This window comes from Chryseobacterium sp. YR221 (genome assembly GCF_900176315.1).
In the GTDB taxonomy this organism is placed as follows: domain Bacteria; phylum Bacteroidota; class Bacteroidia; order Flavobacteriales; family Weeksellaceae; genus Chryseobacterium; species Chryseobacterium rhizosphaerae.
In genome coordinates this window covers 62,450-79,791 of sequence record NZ_FWXM01000006.1, presented here as the reverse complement: position 1 = coordinate 79,791, position 17,342 = coordinate 62,450, and the positions used below count along the sequence as shown (strand labels likewise).

16 protein-coding genes and 5 tRNA genes are annotated in these 17,342 nt (G+C 36.6%); 6 read left to right on the top strand and 15 right to left on the bottom strand.

Features of this window, described 5'->3' with window-relative positions:
* Positions 1–101: 101 nt before the first annotated feature.
* The gene (locus B8967_RS17470; RefSeq protein WP_081989043.1) at positions 102–731 is read left to right on the top strand and encodes a helix-turn-helix domain-containing protein; all 630 of its coding nucleotides are present in this window, start codon (positions 102–104) and stop codon (positions 729–731) included.
* Positions 732–765: 34 nt separating this feature from the next.
* Positions 766–1,101, top strand: a complete 336-nt coding sequence (locus B8967_RS17465; protein WP_123863275.1) for a hypothetical protein — start codon at positions 766–768, stop codon at positions 1,099–1,101.
* A gap of 45 nt (positions 1,102–1,146) precedes the next feature.
* Here the strand turns inward: B8967_RS17465 and B8967_RS17460 are convergent.
* The 5 genes from B8967_RS17460 to B8967_RS17440 all read right to left on the bottom strand — a co-directional run bounded on the left by B8967_RS17460 (position 1,147) and on the right by B8967_RS17440 (position 1,768).
* Positions 1,147–1,230: transfer RNA gene (locus B8967_RS17460), tRNA-Leu, on the bottom strand.
* A gap of 84 nt (positions 1,231–1,314) precedes the next feature.
* Positions 1,315–1,396 (bottom strand) — tRNA-Leu (locus tag B8967_RS17455).
* Between the two features lie 121 nt (positions 1,397–1,517).
* Positions 1,518–1,601 (bottom strand) — tRNA-Leu (locus B8967_RS17450).
* 5 nt (positions 1,602–1,606) lie between these two features.
* Positions 1,607–1,682 (bottom strand) — tRNA-Gly (locus B8967_RS17445).
* 4 nt (positions 1,683–1,686) lie between these two features.
* A tRNA-Leu gene (locus B8967_RS17440) sits at positions 1,687–1,768 on the bottom strand.
* Positions 1,769–1,948: 180 nt separating this feature from the next.
* On the opposite strand from B8967_RS17440, the gene B8967_RS17435 reads away from it, so the two are divergent.
* From B8967_RS17435 to B8967_RS17425, 3 genes are read left to right on the top strand one after another with little or no spacing between them, the layout of a single operon-like run.
* Positions 1,949–2,326 (top strand): DUF3127 domain-containing protein, encoded by a 378-nt coding sequence (locus B8967_RS17435; protein ID WP_047490065.1) that lies wholly within the window; start codon positions 1,949–1,951, stop codon positions 2,324–2,326.
* Between the two features lie 57 nt (positions 2,327–2,383).
* Positions 2,384–3,037, top strand: coding sequence for a leucyl/phenylalanyl-tRNA--protein transferase (gene aat, locus B8967_RS17430; protein WP_084086913.1), 654 nt, complete (start codon positions 2,384–2,386; stop codon positions 3,035–3,037).
* Positions 3,024–3,902 (top strand): DMT family transporter, encoded by an 879-nt coding sequence (locus B8967_RS17425; protein ID WP_047489836.1) that lies wholly within the window; start codon positions 3,024–3,026, stop codon positions 3,900–3,902. The genes aat and B8967_RS17425 overlap by 14 nt, the downstream gene beginning before the upstream one ends.
* Before the next feature lie 194 nt (positions 3,903–4,096).
* Here the strand turns inward: B8967_RS17425 and B8967_RS17420 are convergent, their stop codons facing one another.
* From B8967_RS17420 to B8967_RS17380, 9 genes are all read right to left on the bottom strand, one after another.
* Positions 4,097–5,476 carry a tetratricopeptide repeat protein gene (locus B8967_RS17420; RefSeq protein ID WP_047489838.1) on the bottom strand — a complete coding sequence of 460 codons (1,380 nt, stop codon included), beginning with the start codon at positions 5,474–5,476 and terminating at the stop codon, positions 4,097–4,099.
* 206 nt (positions 5,477–5,682) lie between these two features.
* Positions 5,683–6,654 carry a quinone oxidoreductase family protein gene (locus B8967_RS17415; protein WP_084086912.1) on the bottom strand — a complete coding sequence of 324 codons (972 nt, stop codon included), beginning with the start codon at positions 6,652–6,654 and terminating at the stop codon, positions 5,683–5,685.
* A 129-nt stretch (positions 6,655–6,783) separates the two neighbouring features.
* On the bottom strand, positions 6,784–7,365 hold the full coding sequence (locus B8967_RS17410) for a Crp/Fnr family transcriptional regulator (protein WP_084086911.1): 582 nt from the start codon (positions 7,363–7,365) through the stop codon (positions 6,784–6,786).
* Positions 7,366–7,415: 50 nt separating this feature from the next.
* Complete coding sequence (gene glmM, locus B8967_RS17405) at positions 7,416–8,798, bottom strand: phosphoglucosamine mutase (RefSeq protein ID WP_084086910.1); 1,383 nt, start codon at positions 8,796–8,798, stop codon at positions 7,416–7,418.
* A 70-nt stretch (positions 8,799–8,868) separates the two neighbouring features.
* Positions 8,869–9,885 (bottom strand): DUF4421 family protein, encoded by a 1,017-nt coding sequence (locus tag B8967_RS17400; protein WP_084086909.1) that lies wholly within the window; start codon positions 9,883–9,885, stop codon positions 8,869–8,871.
* Positions 9,886–10,102: 217 nt separating this feature from the next.
* Positions 10,103–12,136, bottom strand: coding sequence for a ferrous iron transport protein B (gene feoB, locus B8967_RS17395; RefSeq protein ID WP_084086908.1), 2,034 nt, complete (start codon positions 12,134–12,136; stop codon positions 10,103–10,105).
* Positions 12,136–12,390: a FeoA family protein gene (locus B8967_RS17390; protein WP_047489853.1), complete on the bottom strand. Its 255-nt coding sequence runs from the start codon at positions 12,388–12,390 to the stop codon at positions 12,136–12,138. Before B8967_RS17390 ends, feoB begins: the two co-directional genes overlap by 1 nt.
* Positions 12,391–12,519: 129 nt before the next feature.
* Positions 12,520–12,798: a hypothetical protein gene (locus tag B8967_RS17385; RefSeq protein ID WP_143330550.1), complete on the bottom strand. Its 279-nt coding sequence runs from the start codon at positions 12,796–12,798 to the stop codon at positions 12,520–12,522.
* A 185-nt stretch (positions 12,799–12,983) separates the two neighbouring features.
* Entirely contained in the window at positions 12,984–13,880 is an 897-nt protein-coding gene (locus tag B8967_RS17380) for a GLPGLI family protein (RefSeq protein ID WP_084086906.1), read from the bottom strand.
* A gap of 183 nt (positions 13,881–14,063) precedes the next feature.
* On the opposite strand from B8967_RS17380, the gene B8967_RS17375 reads away from it, so the two are divergent.
* Complete coding sequence (locus B8967_RS17375) at positions 14,064–14,561, top strand: DinB family protein (protein WP_047489861.1); 498 nt, start codon at positions 14,064–14,066, stop codon at positions 14,559–14,561.
* A 51-nt stretch (positions 14,562–14,612) separates the two neighbouring features.
* On the opposite strand, the gene B8967_RS17370 is transcribed toward B8967_RS17375, so the two are convergent.
* Positions 14,613–17,324, bottom strand: coding sequence for a TonB-dependent receptor (locus B8967_RS17370; protein ID WP_084086905.1), 2,712 nt, complete (start codon positions 17,322–17,324; stop codon positions 14,613–14,615).
* Positions 17,325–17,342 lie beyond the last annotated feature (18 nt).

Sequence of the window (17,342 nt, the reverse complement as noted above, 5' to 3'; positions counted from 1 at the left end):
CAATATTATGGGTACAGATATTCTTTAAATTCTGAAAATGCAAATATTTTTATCCGCCATCTATCCGAAATGCTCTATTTTTGCAAAAAAAATTAGACAATTTGAGTTTTTTCGGAATTAATATAAAGATAATAAGACAAGCTAAAGGACTGAGCCAAAAGGCTTTCGCCGATTTATTTGATTTAAACAGAGGGGTAATAAGTTCTTATGAAGAAGGCCGTGCTGAGCCTAAAATAGAAACGATACTGAAAGTAGCCACCCTTTTTAACCTTAGTGTAGATGAGCTTCTTACTGAAGCCGTACAGGTACATCAATTACCTAATGTTTCAGACATCAATCAGCTGATGCTTTTCCCGGAATCAGCGATGCAGAATATGAAAGAAACAAAAGCATTACCGGAAAGCAATTCCGAAAACACAACGGTTGTGCAAAAAATATTAGCATCAGTAGATTGGGTGTATGAATTTACGGCTGAAAATCAGGTACTCCCACCTTACCAGTATGGAGATATTTTATTCCTGAATAAAGCACATCTGAAAAGTGATTTGAACAGCCGCTTATTAGTGTACACCAACGGCCGCTTGCAGTATACCTCTGAAAGCAGTCAATCTATTAAGGGAAAACAAGAGCTTTATAAGATTGTGGGTTATGTTTCCACTGCTGAAAAGAATATTTTTGAGAGTATTTTTGAGAGACTGGAAAAGCTGGAAAGGAACATACCGCAATTATGAGGAGGAAATGGAGCTGAATCATGAATTAAAAATTATGAAAGCACTCTTCTATATACTAGTTTTACTTTTCTTCTATTCTTGTGGAGAAGCAGATTGTAATCAAGTAAAAAAAGCATACTATCCTGATGAGTATTATATTTTCGTTACCCAATCAAAAGTAGATCTTACATGGATAAAACTGGAAGGCTATGTTCCGGAAACCAGTAAGAGAACAAGCGTTATGGTTCACAACAACTGGGGTATTGGAGAGGATGAAATAGATTACGGAGACGTTATACTAAAAAGAAAGGGAGCATTGCCACTTACCATCTATAAAAAAAATACGATCATCACTCATGATTGGTATTGCAGAGGAAAACCCTATCAATAATAATACAACAAAAAACCCTCCGTAATATATTACAGAGGGTTTTAGTACCCCGGGCGGGACTTGAACCCGCACGTTCTTACGAACACAGGATTTTAAGTCCTGCGTGTCTACCAGTTCCACCACCAGGGCAGGTGTGGAGCGAAAAAAAAGATTCAAACCTGAAGTTCCAATCTTTTCAACGGCTGTAGACAACCTATTGAGTATTTCGCATTGTGCGGATGAAGGGACTCGAACCCCCACGCCTCACGGCACCAGATCCTAAGTCTGGCGTGGCTACCAATTACACCACATCCGCTGGTTGCATTGCTCTGTTTTCACAGATACAATCTCTATTTCTTACAAATATAAGACTTTTAATTACATAACAGTCTCTATAAAAACAAAAAACCCTCCGTCGCAAAGTACAGAGGGTTTTGTACCCCGGGCGGGACTTGAACCCGCACGTTCTTACGAACACAGGATTTTAAGTCCTGCGTGTCTACCAGTTCCACCACCAGGGCAGGTGTGGAGCGAAAAACGGGATTCGAACCCGCGACCCCAACCTTGGCAAGGTTGTGCTCTACCAGCTGAGCTATTTTCGCATAGTGCGGATGAAGGGACTCGAACCCCCACGCCTCACGGCACCAGATCCTAAGTCTGGCGTGGCTACCAATTACACCACATCCGCTGGTTTTTTTTGTATTGTAAGTTTTAAAGAGCTTGCTTCGTTTTTGTGAGTGCAAATATAGGACAATTTCCTTTATCTCCAAACTTTTCCGGGAAAAAAAATATTTTTTTTACATTTTTTTTTCCCGGCAGCTATTATTACGATTCATTTTCTTATTTTTACATCGTTAATATTTACGATATGGAATTACAAGGAACGGTAAAGAAACTTTTTGATGCTCAAACATTTGCGAGCGGATTTCAAAAAAGAGAAATGGTTATTTTAACTCAAGAACAGTATCCACAGCCGATAAACATAGAATTTTTGTCTGATAAAATTAGTTTATTAGATAATCTTAAAGAAGGAGAAAACGTAAAGGTAGGAATCAACATCAGAGGTAGAGAATGGGTTTCTCCTCAAGGTGAGACTAAATACTTCAACTCTATTACAGGATGGAAAATAGAAAAAGTTTTTGATAATGGAGCAGAGCCTACTCAGGCTATGTCTCAGCAGTCAGCTTCTCCTGTTTCTAACGAGAATCCGTTTGCTGGAGATGACGATGATGATTTACCTTTTTAATTAAAAAATAAAGATCAACTATAAATCCTGCTTTTTAAGTGGGATTTTTTTTCTACAATGGTTCGATTAGACGAAAATGAGATTTCATTTCCTGACCCTGAAACATACGACGGTCAGGATGGGTTAATTGCCTTTGGAGGTGACCTTTCTGTGGAACGGATATGGTTTGCTTACCAATTGGGGATTTTCCCATGGTATAATCCCGGAGAGGAAATTCTATGGTGGAGCCCTGATCCGAGGTTTGTTTTATTTCCTGATGAGATAAAAGTATCTAAATCTATGCAGAAGATATTGAACAGAAATGTTTTTACGTTTTCAGAGAACCGGGATTTCAGGGGAGTTATTAAAAACTGTCAGCAAACCAACCGAAAAGGACAGGACGGAACCTGGCTTTCTAACGAACTGATGGAATCTTTCATTAAGCTTCATGAATATGGACTCGCCAAAAGCATAGAAGTCTGGCAGGATGGAGAGCTTGTAGGTGGATTTTACGGCTTACAGATCGGCAATTTATTTTGTGGTGAAAGCATGTTTGCCAAGGTAAGCAATGCTTCAAAAGCAGGATTCATTCACTTTGCCCAAAGCAATAAAAATACGATTGAATTAATTGATTGTCAGACTCATACAGACCACCTGGAAAGCTTGGGAGCCCGTATGATTTCTAAAAAAGAATTTTTAAAAATTTTACACGAAAATAATGAACGCAGATAAAGAAAAATGGATTCTTCTGGTTGTCCTGAGTATTATTTGGGGATCGTCATTTATTCTGATAAAAAAATCACTGGAACACTTTAATCCGTTTCAGGTAGGGTCATTAAGAGTTCTTATTGCAGGTATTATCCTGCTCCCTATTGCCATTTCCAATTATAAACTTTTCCCGAAAAAGCATATCAAATGGCTTATTCTTGCTGCTTTTACAGGAAATTTTATTCCTATGTTCCTCTTTCCCATTGCAGAAACAGAAGTAAGCAGTAGTATTGCGGGAATTATCAATTCCATGATGCCTATCTTCGTTATTATTGTGGGTGCGCTGATATGGAAGTTTGAAACCACCAAAAAACAGATCCTGGGAACGTTGATAAGCTTCACGGGAGTTTGTATTCTGGCTTTTGGAGGTGGTGACAGCGGAGAATTAAAAATGATTCCTATTCTGCTGTTATTACTGGCTACTTTATGTTATGCTGTCAGTACGACCACCGTAAAATCAAAGCTTATGGAGGTCTCTTCCACCGTCCTATCAGCATTTGTTTTCTCATTTGTTTTATTTTTCCCTTCCATTATTGCTTTAACCAGCACGGGATTCTTTTCTGAATTCACTTTTTCAAAGGACAATATGCTAGGTTTATTGTTTGTCAGCCTCTTATCTGTTTTCGGAACCGGGCTGGCAATGATGATGAACTACCGGCTACTGAAGGTCTCTACTCCCCTTTTTGCTTCTACAGTTACCTTAGTAATGCCTATTGTTGCTATTATCTGGGGCATTATAGATGGGGAACAACTGACTTATATGCAGTTTATAGGAGCCGGAGTAATCATTGCCGGATTGATATTCCTAAGAACTAATGCTAAAAAGTAATTTGTAGCATTTGATCTGTATACTGACGCAGAAACCAAGGCTGGATTTGGATGGAAGTCTATCAACAATCCTTACAACAATCCTATTTAAGAATACAGTCGCTCATAAAAAATCCCGCATTCCTGCAGGATTTCTGTTTATATTAAAGACTAAATGTAAATTATCCTGAACCGGATATTCCCGATTCTTTCTGTTTAATTCTTCTTAACCTTGCTGGCTTTCACCTTTTTCACTTCATCTTTAATGAATGGATACTTCTTCTGCATATCCTTTGCCAGGCTTGGGTCCAGGTCTAATGCTTTCTGAAGGGAATCCATCCCTTTATCCTTTTCTTTCAGATTGAAAAAGCAATTGCTTAACTGATAAAATAATTCAGCCCTGTAGTGCTTCTTAATAGCAGCATTCAATACAGTAACCGCTTCTTCATATTCACCCAAAAGCATTAATACTTCTGAATATGCATACCAGTTGTAAAATCTGGAAGGTTCGTCCGCTACCAATTTTTTAAGACAGGAAAGGCTTTCTTCAAATTTCCCTGAATCGATGAATAAAAAGGCTAACCTTTTTTGATAATCAAGGTTATTTTCATTCAATTGGGTTGCTTCTTTGGCAAAATGCAGTGCTTCTGACATTCCTCCCATCTCTTCATACAGGTAAGACTGCTCCATCATCGCAAGATAAAACTGAGGGTCTTCTCTTAATGACTTCTGGAATGAATTTAATGCTAAAATTGGCTGTTTTAAAGCTTTATGGCACAATCCGATTTTATAGAAGGTAAATGCTTTTGTATATTCCAATTCAAGCATTTCCTCATACACTTCAATTGATTTCTGGTATTGGCCCAACGCTTCATAACATGCGGCTTTATTCGCATATACTCCCACAGAACTCGAATTGATTGCCAATAAGTAATCATAGCCTTTGATGGCCTCTTCGAAGTTCTTTCTGTTGAAATAGAATTGTCCATATTCAAACCATGCGGTTTCTGAATAGGAAAACTCATCTAAATATTCATTAAGAAAGGCAATAGCCTCCTCACTCTTATTCAAATCACTGAAGCATACCATACAGTTTTCTAATGCATATTCATCAGAAGGATCTTCTTTTAATGCTTTCCGGTAATGTTTAAGAGCGTTAAAAGGATCTCCAAGATTCACATATTCATCTGCAATAAAATTGTGAAGGAAGTTTTCTTCTTCCCCCAGCTCAAGTGCCCGTTTACAAATTTCAATGGATTTTCTAGGATTTCCTAAGTTCGAATAATACTTGGCATAGCAAACCAAAAAGTCTGTATGTTCCATAGAGGAACCTTTCAGCTCATTGATAAGCTCTTTTGCCGTATTATATTCTTCCCACTCCAATAGAATTTCAAGTTTTTTAATCTTGATATCTAAAGAATTAGGATGAAGCTTCAGACCAAAATTGACCGCCATATCAGCGTAATTAAAATCTCCCAGCTCCAAATAATACACAATAATGTCTTCTAACTCTTCTGTGTCAAAGTAGAATTCATCATTATTTTCCATCATTTCCTCGAACTTCTTTACAAGTTCATTTCCAAAATACTCTTCCAATAGTGTCCTCTTTGTCGGTCCAATGCCTGAATGTACTTACAGACCTCGGCAAACTTATTAATTAATGATACATCTGAAACTGATATTCAAATATTTATGCAAAGTTGCAACTTTTTTTTGAATTTTCCATTTCGTAATTTCTATCATAAAAATAGTAAAAAAAGAAAACAGATAAAAGGATTGTGGATAAAAAACTCAAATTGTTATTAAATTCTTATTACCAGTCTCTTTCCATTTTCAATTTCTTTATTCCATGCCGATTCAATATATTCTAAATCAACGTCTTCCGTTTCTATTTTAATTTTCCCTTCTGCAGCAGCCTGAAACATTCCCGGAATTATTTCTGAAAATAAAAGTTTCGATTCTTCTTTTGTCCAGCTTCCCAGTCCTGATCCTGAAATATGGATATCTGTTCCTCTTAAAATCTGTGAAGATAACTGAATATGGTCTCCACTCATTCCTCCTACAGAAACCAATTTCGTCTTATGAGAAAATGTACCGTCACCTTTAAGAGCGGCGAGGATCATTTCTACGGAATGCCCCCAAATATAATCCAAGATGACATCAACAGGTGTTTCACCGTGGATCTCTTTAATTTTCTGTTTAAAGTTTTCATCTGTAAGCTTTAGGGAAATAGTTTCATCTGCCCCCAACTCAACCAGAGATTGTAATGCGGTTTCATTTCTTCCGGTAACAATCACTTTCCCGGCTCCGTACAGCTTCGCAATCTGAACGGCTATTCTTCCCGTAATTCCGGTTGCACCATTGATTAATACGGTGTCTCCTTGCTGCATTCCCGCTTTACATTGTAAGCCCATTGCTGAGCCCATTACCGCATTGGGTAACGCTGCGGCTACAGAAAAATCCAGATTCTCAGGAATTGGCACCATCAATTGGCGGTCTGCCAAAACTTTTTCTGCCACACTTCCATTTTTACTGAAAAAATAAACCTTAGTTCCGTTGTCAAGATAACCTACACCATCGGAACCAATAATTTTAGGCTGTTGCACCTCGTTATCTGTAGAATAATGAGTGCCTCCGGCTCTGGCTCTATCCAGATTTTTTATAGAGGCAGCCTTCACCGAAACTAACACTTCATTTTCTTTTATGATCTCCGGTTCGGGAAAATCTGCATATTGAGGAATGCTTCCTTTTTCAAATACTACTGCTGCTTTCATTATTTTAAATTTTATACAAATTTATTTCAGAAGAAAGCCTGAGAGCAATAACATTTGTTATCAGATTGAGATAATTAGGCAGAAAGCACGAAGTAATGATTGTCCTAAAACAATTATTGAAAATAGTCTTCAGAGAGGTTTATTTTTCAGGATTTTGCTTTTTATCCTGCTGAGATGAACTGTTGTAACACCAAGATATGAAGCAATATAATGCTGGGGTACTCTTTTGATGATCTCGGGCTTTTCTTTAATCAGATTAAGATAACGCTGCTGCGGGGTGTCTTTAATAAATGAAAAGAAGTGCTTCATATAATCAAACATCCTCTCAAATAAAGCATCCATCAACAAAGTCCTAAGTTCAGGACATTCATACACCTCTTCCAGAAAAACGTCCACATCAGGCTTTCCAATTTTATATAAGATACAAGGCTCTATTGTTTCAAAAGAGACCATACTTGGAAGCCCTTTTTTAAAACTCTCAAGAGAAGAAAACATGGTATTTTCAAGAAAAAACTGAAAGGTCACATCTTTCCCATCATTATTATACCATGCTCTGACAACACCCTTTTCAAGATAGTATGCATTATAGGAAACTTCATTTTCTTGTAATAACAACGTTTTGGCCGGAACTTCGATTCTTTCAAAAGTGTTCAGAAACTTCCGCCATTTTTCTTTGGGGAAAGGAAATCTGTCTTTTATATGCTCAAACATGGGATAAAAAAAAGAACGGAGCTAGATAGCATCCGTTCTTTAGGTTTTATTTAAATTAAAGTTTTGATCTTAGCAATGATATCATCTCCTAATTTATCGGCTTCCTCCTGAGATTTAGCTTCCGTATAAATTCTGATAATCGGCTCTGTATTGGATTTTCTAAGGTGAACCCAATTGTTTTCAAAGTCTATTTTAACACCATCCACTGTAGAAACTTCTTCATTTTTATATTCCAACTCCATTTTGTTTAAAATATCATCTACATTGATCTCCGGTGTAAGTTCTATCTTCTTTTTACCCATAAAATAGCTTGGATATCCGGCTCTCAATTCAGATACCGTTTTATTTTCTTTTGCCAAATGAGTTAAGAATAAGGCTACCCCCACTAAAGAATCTCTTCCGTAGTGCAGTTCAGGGTAAATAATACCACCGTTCCCTTCTCCTCCGATCACTGCATTTTTCTCTTTCATTAAAGTAACTACATTCACTTCTCCTACAGCACTTGCAAAGTATTCTGAATCATGGGTATGAGCAACGTCTCTCAAAGCACGGCTAGATGAAAGGTTAGAAATAGCGGCCCCTTTTTTATGTTTCAACAGGTAATCCGCCACAGCCACCAATGTATACTCTTCGCCAAACATTTCCCCTTTTTCATCAATTAAGGCCAGTCTGTCTACATCCGGATCTACAACAACTCCCAGGTCTGCCTTTTCTTTAATCACCAGCTCGCAGATATCTCCCAAATGTTCTTTTAAAGGCTCTGGATTGTGTGGAAAATATCCTGTAGGTTCACAATACAGCTTAACAGTCTCGCATCCAAGCTTATCTAACAACATAGGAATAGCGATCCCTCCTGTAGAGTTTACCGCATCCAGAACCACTTTAAATTTTTTAGCTTTAATTGCCTCTACATCTACCATTGGAAGATCCAGGATCTGCTGAATATGAATATCAAAAGCATCATCTCTTGTTTCATAATTTCCCAGATCATCTACCTCCGCATAATTGAAGTCTTCACTTTCTGCTAAAGCCAGTACATCTGCACCGTTTTCTCCACTGATGAATTCTCCTTTTTCATTCAATAATTTCAGTGCATTCCATTGTTTCGGATTGTGAGAAGCGGTAAGGATAATCCCTCCGTCAGCTTTCAATTCCGGCACCATGATCTCTACCGTAGGTGTTGTAGAAAGACCTAAATCTACCACATTGATACCCAGCCCCTGTAAAGTCGCAGTAACCAGAGAAGAAACCATCTGACCGGATATTCTGGCATCTCTACCAATCACGAGGGTTAAATCTTTTTTATTTTTATTATTCTGAAGCCAGGTTCCGAAAGCCGAAGCAAATTTTACCACATCTAGTGGAGTCAGGTTATCATTTACTCTTCCTCCTATGGTTCCACGAATTCCTGAAATAGATTTAATTAACGACATTATATTTTGATTGTTTGATTGTTTTCTTTCTATATTTTTCTACGCAAAGATACTTAAAAGACTTTTGAACTTATAAAACAGGAATCTTTTTTTGAATTTTATCATACGTATTTTTTACAACTTTCGGAGGGGCAAAACGATACCCTATATATAACAAACCATAGAGGTTATTATTTTCCACAGTCTGGTTATTTTTCTGATCGTAGGCATAGGCACTAAAGTTCATTTTTCCGCCGAATAGAAAGCGATCTGTATTATATCCTACATGCAGCCCACCTTCCATCCTAATGGTTACATACTGCGCATTAACCCGTGATTTATCGCCCAGGTTTTCATAATAACTTGAGAATTTTCCACCCAGACCTAATGCTAAATAGGGAGCAATATGCACTTTCTTTCCAATCACCCAATTGTAGAAATATCCCATATTGGCTCCAATTTTATATTGGGTTTCTTTGCTCTTCTGCCCTTCTATTATATTGGTGAAAATGCTAAGGTCGTAGTCTAAGAAAGGGACCCAGCTGCCACTGCTTTTCTTCTGCCACTCCCCTTGGGTATAGATACTTTTGGCCGAGAAATTTTCATTAAGAACATATGCGGTAGATCCTCCAAAGCTTTGTACCCTAAAATCCGGAAATTGGATGTACGGATCTTTTCCTTCCTGCCAGCCGGGAAGAAAATCTTTCATGTTTTCCAGATAAAATCCTTTTACATTTTTATAATAGAGGGTCTGAATAAATTTTTGGGGAAATAACCGCAAGCTAAAGTCTGTATAAGAGCTCTTTCCTTTCAGTTCATCATCGTTATTGCCTGAAATAAAATGTGGCGAAAAAGACAGCGTAGCACTTATTATTTTATAGTCAACCGAGAAGGAAGTCCTTGTTTTGTTGTTGATTGAAAACGTCATTTGGTTTCCATTTTTCCCTTCTCCCTGCGAAAAAATATAACTTTCAATATTGGTATCAATATTGGCACGGATCATCACCTGATCTGTATAGGATCTAATATTCGTGGTATCACTTTGTGCTCTTCCATAGAACACAAAGAAAGAAAGTAAGAAAACAAAGATTGCTTTTGAAAGCCCCAAACTGAATTATTTAAATTAAAAAAATGAATTTACTACATTTTTTTAATTAATTATTTAATTCAATATTAAGAACAGCCGCAATCTTTATCGCAGTTTGTTCTTTTAGAACTGAATTTTTTGGGTGCAAAATTCTTTCTGAGTATCTTAAATAAGGAGTAACAGGCGAATGCTACTATTATAAAGATAATGACGTATTGAAAAATTAATGATGAATCCATTACTTTAAAATCTGATAAGCTATCATCGACACAAAATATGCCAAACCTGTCATCATCGCTACCTGAAAGCCGGTCCATTTCCAGCTTTTGGTTTCTCTGTAGACTACTGCAAGTGTAGAGACACACTGCATTGCAAATGCATAAAATAAAAGTACTGAAACTCCTGTAGCAAAGCTAAAGACTTTTTCTCCGTTTGGCTTTACATCCCGTCTCATTTTGTCAATTACTTTTACCTCCGGAGCATCATCTTCAAGACTGTATAGTGTAGACATTGTCCCCACAAAAACCTCTCTGGCAACAAAGCTGGTAAGAATTCCAACTCCCATTTTCCAGTCATATCCAAGAGGAGCAATGATAGGCTCTATTCCTTTACCCATTTTAGCAAGGTAAGAATGATCAAGCTCTACATTGGTGGCCACCAATTCGTTAGGCTGTTGTTTGGGTCCGAAATAGCTTAAAAACCAGATGATGATACTTACAATAAAAATAATTTTACCGGCTCCGGTAATAAAGTCCCAGACTTTTCCTAACACCATCTTAAGATCATATCCGAAAAGCGGTTTCTTATAAGTGGGTAAATCCATGACCAAATAGGTTTTACCTTTATTTTTAATAAATCCTTTAAGAATAGCTGCAGAGAATAATGCTACCAGAAAGCCCAGAAGATACATTCCCATCAGCACCAATGCCTTATATTTTATCCCCAAAAATGTTCCTTCAGAAATAATGAGCCCGATAATAATACTATATACCGGAAGCCTTGCAGAGCACGTCATAAAAGGGGTTACCAGGATCGTCAGTAATCTCTCTTTAACATTTTCAATATTCCTTGTAGAAATCACGGCAGGAATTGCACATGCCGTTCCTGAAACAAGGGGAACAATACTTTTACCGTTCAGTCCGAATGGGCGGAGAAGTCTGTCCATCAGGAATACCACTCTTGCCATATACCCAGAATCTTCCAGCAGATAAAGGAAATACAGTAAAATCCCGATCTGTGGTGCAAATACTACAATCCCTCCTATTCCCGGAATAATTCCGTTTGAAATCAGTGAATTAACCGGCCCTTCCGGCAGGTGTTCTCCTGTAAAGGCTGCCAGCCATGAGAAAGTCTCCTCAATCCAGGTCATCGGATATTCCGCCAGGAAAAATACACTTTGGAAAATAACTAATAAAATGGCTAAGAAAACAACATAACCCCAAAATTTGTGAACCAAAACCTTATCCAGTTTTTCTGTCAACAATTCTTTGAACTGAGGTTTTTTAGAAATTACATTGTCTAATATTTTGTCTACATTCTGATATCTCCTAACTGTTTCCTGAACCTGTAATCTTTTAGGTACCAAACTTTTGGAATCCGCTTCATTCAGCTTATCCATTACAGATTCTATTCTTCCCAGGTCTGTGCCTAAAGAAAGGCTCATCCATGCCTTATATTCGTTATCAAAGCCCTTATGTGAAGCCAGTTTACGGATAAAATCCCTATGCTCATTCGGTGTTTCAAATGATACTTTATCTGCTTTTATAAATTGGTTATTGTAAACCGCTTCTCTTACTTCATCAATACCAATCTGTTCTTTGGCATTCGTCTGAATAATGGTAATACCTAAAGCTTTGGAAAACTGCTGAATATCAATATTAATCCCTCTTCTTTCTGCCTGGTCAATCTGATTGACAATCAGAATCATGGGAATTCCAAGATCCTGAATCTGCTGAAACAAAAGAAGACCTCTTTTCAGGCTTAATGCTTCAAGAATATAAACAACTCCTGCATAGTTTTTCTGTTCATCGATAAGATATTTTGAGAAAATAGCTTCATCTTCAGAACTTGGATACACACTGTATGATCCAGGTAGATCTACGACCTCAACGTCCTCATTTTTATAGGTATAATTTCCAGAATAACTGGCAACAGTTACTCCGGCATAGTTCCCGGTTTTCTGCTTTTTATTACAAAGCGTATTGAAAACCGTAGATTTTCCTACATTCGGGTTTCCGACTAAAAGTATTTGTTTTTTCTTGTTTGCCTGCATTAATTCAATTCTTCAACAATGATGTAATCTCCTTCTTCCTCACGAAGAGCAATCCGGCTTTTCTCTACTCCAAACTCTACATACATTGGCCCATTGAATGGAGCCTGATACAAAATCCTGAAAATGGTCTCCGGAAGAAGCCCCATTTCAATGATTTTATTGGGCATTTTCAGATGGTCATTATCATATCCCAATATCTTTCCCATTTTGTTTTTGGGAAATCCACTTAATTTATGTAATCCTTTCTCTTTCAAAGCCTGATTTTTTGTGCTGCAAATATACGTTATTTAAATTTAATCTAAATAACATCAGGTGTTAAAGAAATTAACCCAAACACATTACTGTATTTGGGTTAATTTGAATTTTTTATAAATAATTTTTATTTAAGAACCAAGCTGTAAACAATGGTAAGCCGGGCCAGCTATTACAGGGCCCAAAGCAAGCTCAATAATGCATAGCTCTTCTGTCGTCAATTCTTTTTCCTTTCCTGTTGTCGAAAGTGTAATAGGCTTTTGCTGCTGAGCATCAGTTTCAATAGTTTTCTTAGCCACTAAAACAGTTTTAGCCACCTTTCCCGACTCCATCTTTGTATTGGGAGTCTCATTTTTAGCAAATAACAGAGCCGACGTTGTCAATAAAACTGTTAGAACAATTTTTTTCATGGTATAAAATTTTAAATTAGTTTTAACAAACATATAAGAATAAAAAACAAAATCAAATTTTTTCTGAATAATTTTTAAAAAAACACTTATAATCACATTTATTTAACCAAAAGAAAGAATCAACCCAAACACATTGCTGTATCTGGGTTGACTTGAATATAATTTAGTTGATATGAATGAAATGTTTATTTTTTCTTTTTGTCAGAAACCTGATCTTTTTCGATAGGATTATCATTAGCATTGAAGAAATCTTTGGCTATTTTTTCTTGTCTTTTTCCCATTTCTCCAATGGTCATATCTGATCCCGGCATTTTCATATTCATCATTTCCGGAGTCACTTTCTGACGAAACTCTGCCATTGGATCTTGTTTAAAACCGGCATAAGCTTTCTCGAATTTTTCTTTTGTGGTAGGGGTTACTGTCTGAGGGATTCCATATTTAGCATTGATTTTATCCGAATAGGACATCTCCTCATAATTTTCTATCTTCTTGTTACCACTCAGTTTCCACGAGTAGTTTTTCTCAGAATCTTCGATCTTAACGATCAATCCCGGAAGACCATAGAATTTGTAAGGTCCGTCCTGAAAAGGAATATCTGTACTAAACCAAGCGGTCCATTTTCGTCCTCCAAATTCTGTTGTCGCTTTTTGTGTATTATATTCTCCTACTTTTTCTTTTTCTGATAAAATATTCCAATTAAACTTAACATTATCATCATACCCGAATAAGTTCATGCTTACTCTGTCGATATACTGCTCTTTCATATCCGGATACGTTTTAATAATCTTATATGAAAACTTAGGCATTCTGATAAGTTTGGTTATGTCTTTCCAGGTTTTTGCTTTTTCCATTTCCTCAACAGCCAATTTGATAATCGAATCCTGAGATGGAACTGTATAATCCTGATAAATGGATTTTTTGGGAGTAATATCTAAAATCGCAATTTGCTTATCCAGTTTTGCAGAATCTTTCTTAGGCTTAAATGTAAGCTCATAAAAGAAGCGGTTAGCCGTTTCTTTAGATTCCTGTGCACTTGCTACAGCAAAAAGAGCTATAAAGAATATAGAAAATAGCTTTTTCATTTTTAATCAAGTTTTATTAATTAGTAATTGGATCTACCTATTTGTTACAGTTTTTCTTCATTTTTATTTTCCTGTGGGTTAATTTTCCTGTGGCTGGAAGAGTAAAATATAAAATTTATGATTTTGTTAAAACATTTCAAGTGGTAAAAGAGCTAACTTTAATGTTCTAAAAACCAAAATATTATGGACACTTTATCACAATTAAAATCCGAACTGGAGGGAGAATTTCAAACGACAAAAAAATTTATTGAACTTTTTCCTGAAGGAAAAAATGATTATGCTCCTCACGAAAAAAGTATGAAAATGATGCCACTTGCCACTCATCTTGTGGAAGTTTTTGAATGGCCCAATACTATTTTGAACACTTCTGAACTGGATTTTGCCAAAGGAGGATACCAACCTACGGTTCTCTCTACCAAAGAGGATCTTTTAAAAAAACTTGACAACGACTATCAGTCCGGAAAAGCCGCTTTAGAAAAAGCCTCCGAAGACCAGCTGAATCCAAGCTGGACCATTAAAAATGATGGACATGAACTGGCAAGCTGGACTAAATATGGAGCAATCCGCCATGCGTTAAACCAAATTACCCATCACCGGGCACAATTGGGAGTCTATTACAGGCTGAATAACATTCCTCTTCCCGGAAGTTATGGCCCTTCTGCAGATCAGCAAAGCTTTTAATTTATCACTATATCTCAACAAAAAACCAATCCATGCGGATTGGTTTTTATTTTATTTAAAGTTGAATTTTACAGTAAACATTACCTGGCTAGGGCGAAGCTGCATTGTTGTCTGTGTAATAGTAGCATCTCCTACATTGATCCTTTCAAATACTTTTCTGTCTCCAATATTCATCCACTTTAATTCGAAGTCTACTTTTTTCTTTGCCCAGCTAAATTGATAAGATACATCAAAGAAACCGTTATTTAACTTCGTTTGTCCCAGTTTTGAGTTAATCTGATCCCAGTAGAACCCTATGGTATGGTTTTCTATTGGATAGAAGAACACATTCAAATTATGGGTATACCCCTCAGTTTTTCCAAGATCATTCTGAATAATTCCGTTGGATTGTTTATTCCATGATTTGGTCATGTTGAAGTCTACACTCATCCAGGAAAAATAGGTGTTGTTCAATTTAAACCCTAACGTATTTCCATCATTTGTGGTATTAATGTCCTGATCATTTCTTCTCGACTGAGATTTTGAATTTGTATTGTTATAGGTCAGGGAAGCATTTGTTTTAAACTTAGGAAAATATTTTCCAATTTCTGCATAGTAACTGTTGCTCGTTCTTTTGTTTTCACTTTCAATATACTCAATAACACTGAATCCTAGTTCATTTACAGCACTTGAGGCCAGTAAGTTATTTTTAGCATCACTTAATCTATATCCGACATTAAAGAAGATATTGTTTAGTGGGTTTCTATACTCTAATCTTGCACCTGCATTTTTTGTGGTCGTTTGAGGTATTGGATTTTTTGGATTCATCACATTAAATCCTCCAGGGCTTGTTAAAATATACCCTGCATAAGCAGTTTGGATGTCTCCAAAATTATTACTGATATTTCCACTCAAACTTGCTTTAAAAAATGAAGCAAAAGAATACTGAGCAAAGATATTAGGGGTAAATGTTGTTTTATTTAAAGATTTTGAAACATTTCTGAATGCATCTTCAGCTTTAATATTATTGAAGTTGACCGGGAAATTAGCAAATAAGCTCCAAGCTTCAGATTTATAGTTAACTCCTACTGATGCATTTGGATTAATTTTCGTGAATTTCAGATCGTTTTCATAAGCTAAACTGTTGAAATCAGGAGAGTTGTTAATTGTGCTCCCATCAAAGTTTGTCGTCAGTTTATCTGTTGAAAAATCAATTCCGATCTGTGGAGTAAACGTCCAGCCTTTTGTTGAAAAACTGATGTTTGCAGAATGTGATGTATCTAATGTCTTAATTTTAAAAGTCTGCAAAGCTGTACTTCCCGGAGTAAAGTTAATCGTTGAGAAATCTGTACTTCCCGGCTCTTTGTAGGGGAACTGTAAATAGTTGGCAGGAGAAATTTCCAATGTCTGCCTGTCATTCTGATAGTTAATAAAGGATTTAAAATTGATCATTTTTTCTTTCCACGGAATAATGGTACTCAAAGAGTTTTGAAAAGATGATGTTGGAGATTCTAAGGCTTCATTTCCAAGTCTGTAGCCTGTTTTATCATTTCTTTCAGCAACGGCTCTGTCTGCATTCCAAAACTGGGAAAAAGTTGTTGTATTTTTAAAGAATCCTTTCTTCGCATTTTTAGTAAATATCAATTCTCCTTTTACCTTATCAGTATAGAAATTGTTCAGGAACTTAGTATTGTATTTCGTTCCCTGCTGGATATCAGTAGTTGTACTATTGGACTCTCTTTCTACTGCATTATTGGTATAATTGGCATTGGCTTTTAATTCCCATTCTTTTTTCTTATCAATATTGGTAAGGTAATTAGCAGAAAGATAATGAACACTGTTCATCAAATATCTTTTTACCGGAAGATCGGGAACACTGGCATTTTCAACACTTAACCAGTTATTTTGGGCTGCATTTATTCTTCGCCCTTCCCATCCGCTTCCAAAAGCGAGAATATTTCCTTCATTTTCTACCTGCTCACCCATATTGTTGGTTTTATAATTGACCACCCATTGGCTTTTCTGTCCGAAAAACATGGGAGTCAGCTTTACATTCCAAAGCCATGGATCTCCAAAACCTGTTCCCACTTCTCCTCTTCCGGTCATGGTTACAGAATTTTTAAGCTTAATATTAATCGCTGCCTGATCTGAAGGTACTTTATCCTGAAGAATTTTAACCGGCTGGTGATTTTCGAGAACTTCTACTTTCTGTACAGCGTCTTTTGGCAGCGAGTTGTTGATGGTTCCATAACCGCCTTCCATAAGATCTTTACCATTAACATAGAATTTATTGATTGCATTTCCCTGATAGAGAATTGTTCCGTCTTTATTGACTTCAATTCCCGGGATTTTTTTCATTACATCGGCAAGGGTTCTATCGTTTTTACTATTAAAAGCCTTAAGGTCATAAGAAATTGTATCCCCTCTGGCGGTGATCATTTTGGTCTTCAGCTGCACTTCTTTAATTTCTGTAGCCTCCGACTGCATTTTAAAATTCAGGTTCTGATCAGCATTACTGATTTGTTTGGTAACCGGTTTTTGGTTAAACGCTTTCACCTTAAGATCTACATTAGCTTCTGGAGAGGTGAATGTTACTTTATATTCTCCTTTAGAATTGGTGATTCCGTACGCCAGAATAGCATCTTTGCCCGGTTCTTCAACCGTTACGCTTGCACTTGGTATGGCTACCCCATCATCATCCGTAATTTTTCCTGACACCGTTTTCTGCGCAAAAGTGAACACAGAAATAAAGATCATCAAAAATAAAGAAATATTTTTTTTCATATTTAGTATTTACTCCAA

What these genes read in the sequence shown, in the direction of transcription:
- B8967_RS17385 (WP_143330550.1), bottom strand. Translation starts at nt 12,798, where the DNA reads ATGAAAAAAATTGTTCTAACAGTTTTATTGACAACGTCGGCTCTGTTA.
- B8967_RS17410 (WP_084086911.1), bottom strand. Translation starts at nt 7,365, where the DNA reads ATGTTTGAGCATATAAAAGACAGATTTCCTTTCCCCAAAGAAAAATGG.
- aat (WP_084086913.1), top strand. Translation starts at nt 2,384, where the DNA reads ATGGTTCGATTAGACGAAAATGAGATTTCATTTCCTGACCCTGAAACA.
- B8967_RS17380 (WP_084086906.1), bottom strand. Translation starts at nt 13,880, where the DNA reads ATGAAAAAGCTATTTTCTATATTCTTTATAGCTCTTTTTGCTGTAGCA.
- feoB (WP_084086908.1), bottom strand. Translation starts at nt 12,136, where the DNA reads ATGCAGGCAAACAAGAAAAAACAAATACTTTTAGTCGGAAACCCGAAT.
- B8967_RS17465 (WP_123863275.1), top strand. Translation starts at nt 766, where the DNA reads ATGAAAGCACTCTTCTATATACTAGTTTTACTTTTCTTCTATTCTTGT.
- B8967_RS17425 (WP_047489836.1), top strand. Translation starts at nt 3,024, where the DNA reads ATGAACGCAGATAAAGAAAAATGGATTCTTCTGGTTGTCCTGAGTATT.
- B8967_RS17415 (WP_084086912.1), bottom strand. Translation starts at nt 6,654, where the DNA reads ATGAAAGCAGCAGTAGTATTTGAAAAAGGAAGCATTCCTCAATATGCA.
- B8967_RS17435 (WP_047490065.1), top strand. Translation starts at nt 1,949, where the DNA reads ATGGAATTACAAGGAACGGTAAAGAAACTTTTTGATGCTCAAACATTT.
- glmM (WP_084086910.1), bottom strand. Translation starts at nt 8,798, where the DNA reads ATGTCGTTAATTAAATCTATTTCAGGAATTCGTGGAACCATAGGAGGA.
- B8967_RS17375 (WP_047489861.1), top strand. Translation starts at nt 14,064, where the DNA reads ATGGACACTTTATCACAATTAAAATCCGAACTGGAGGGAGAATTTCAA.
- B8967_RS17370 (WP_084086905.1), bottom strand. Translation starts at nt 17,324, where the DNA reads ATGAAAAAAAATATTTCTTTATTTTTGATGATCTTTATTTCTGTGTTC.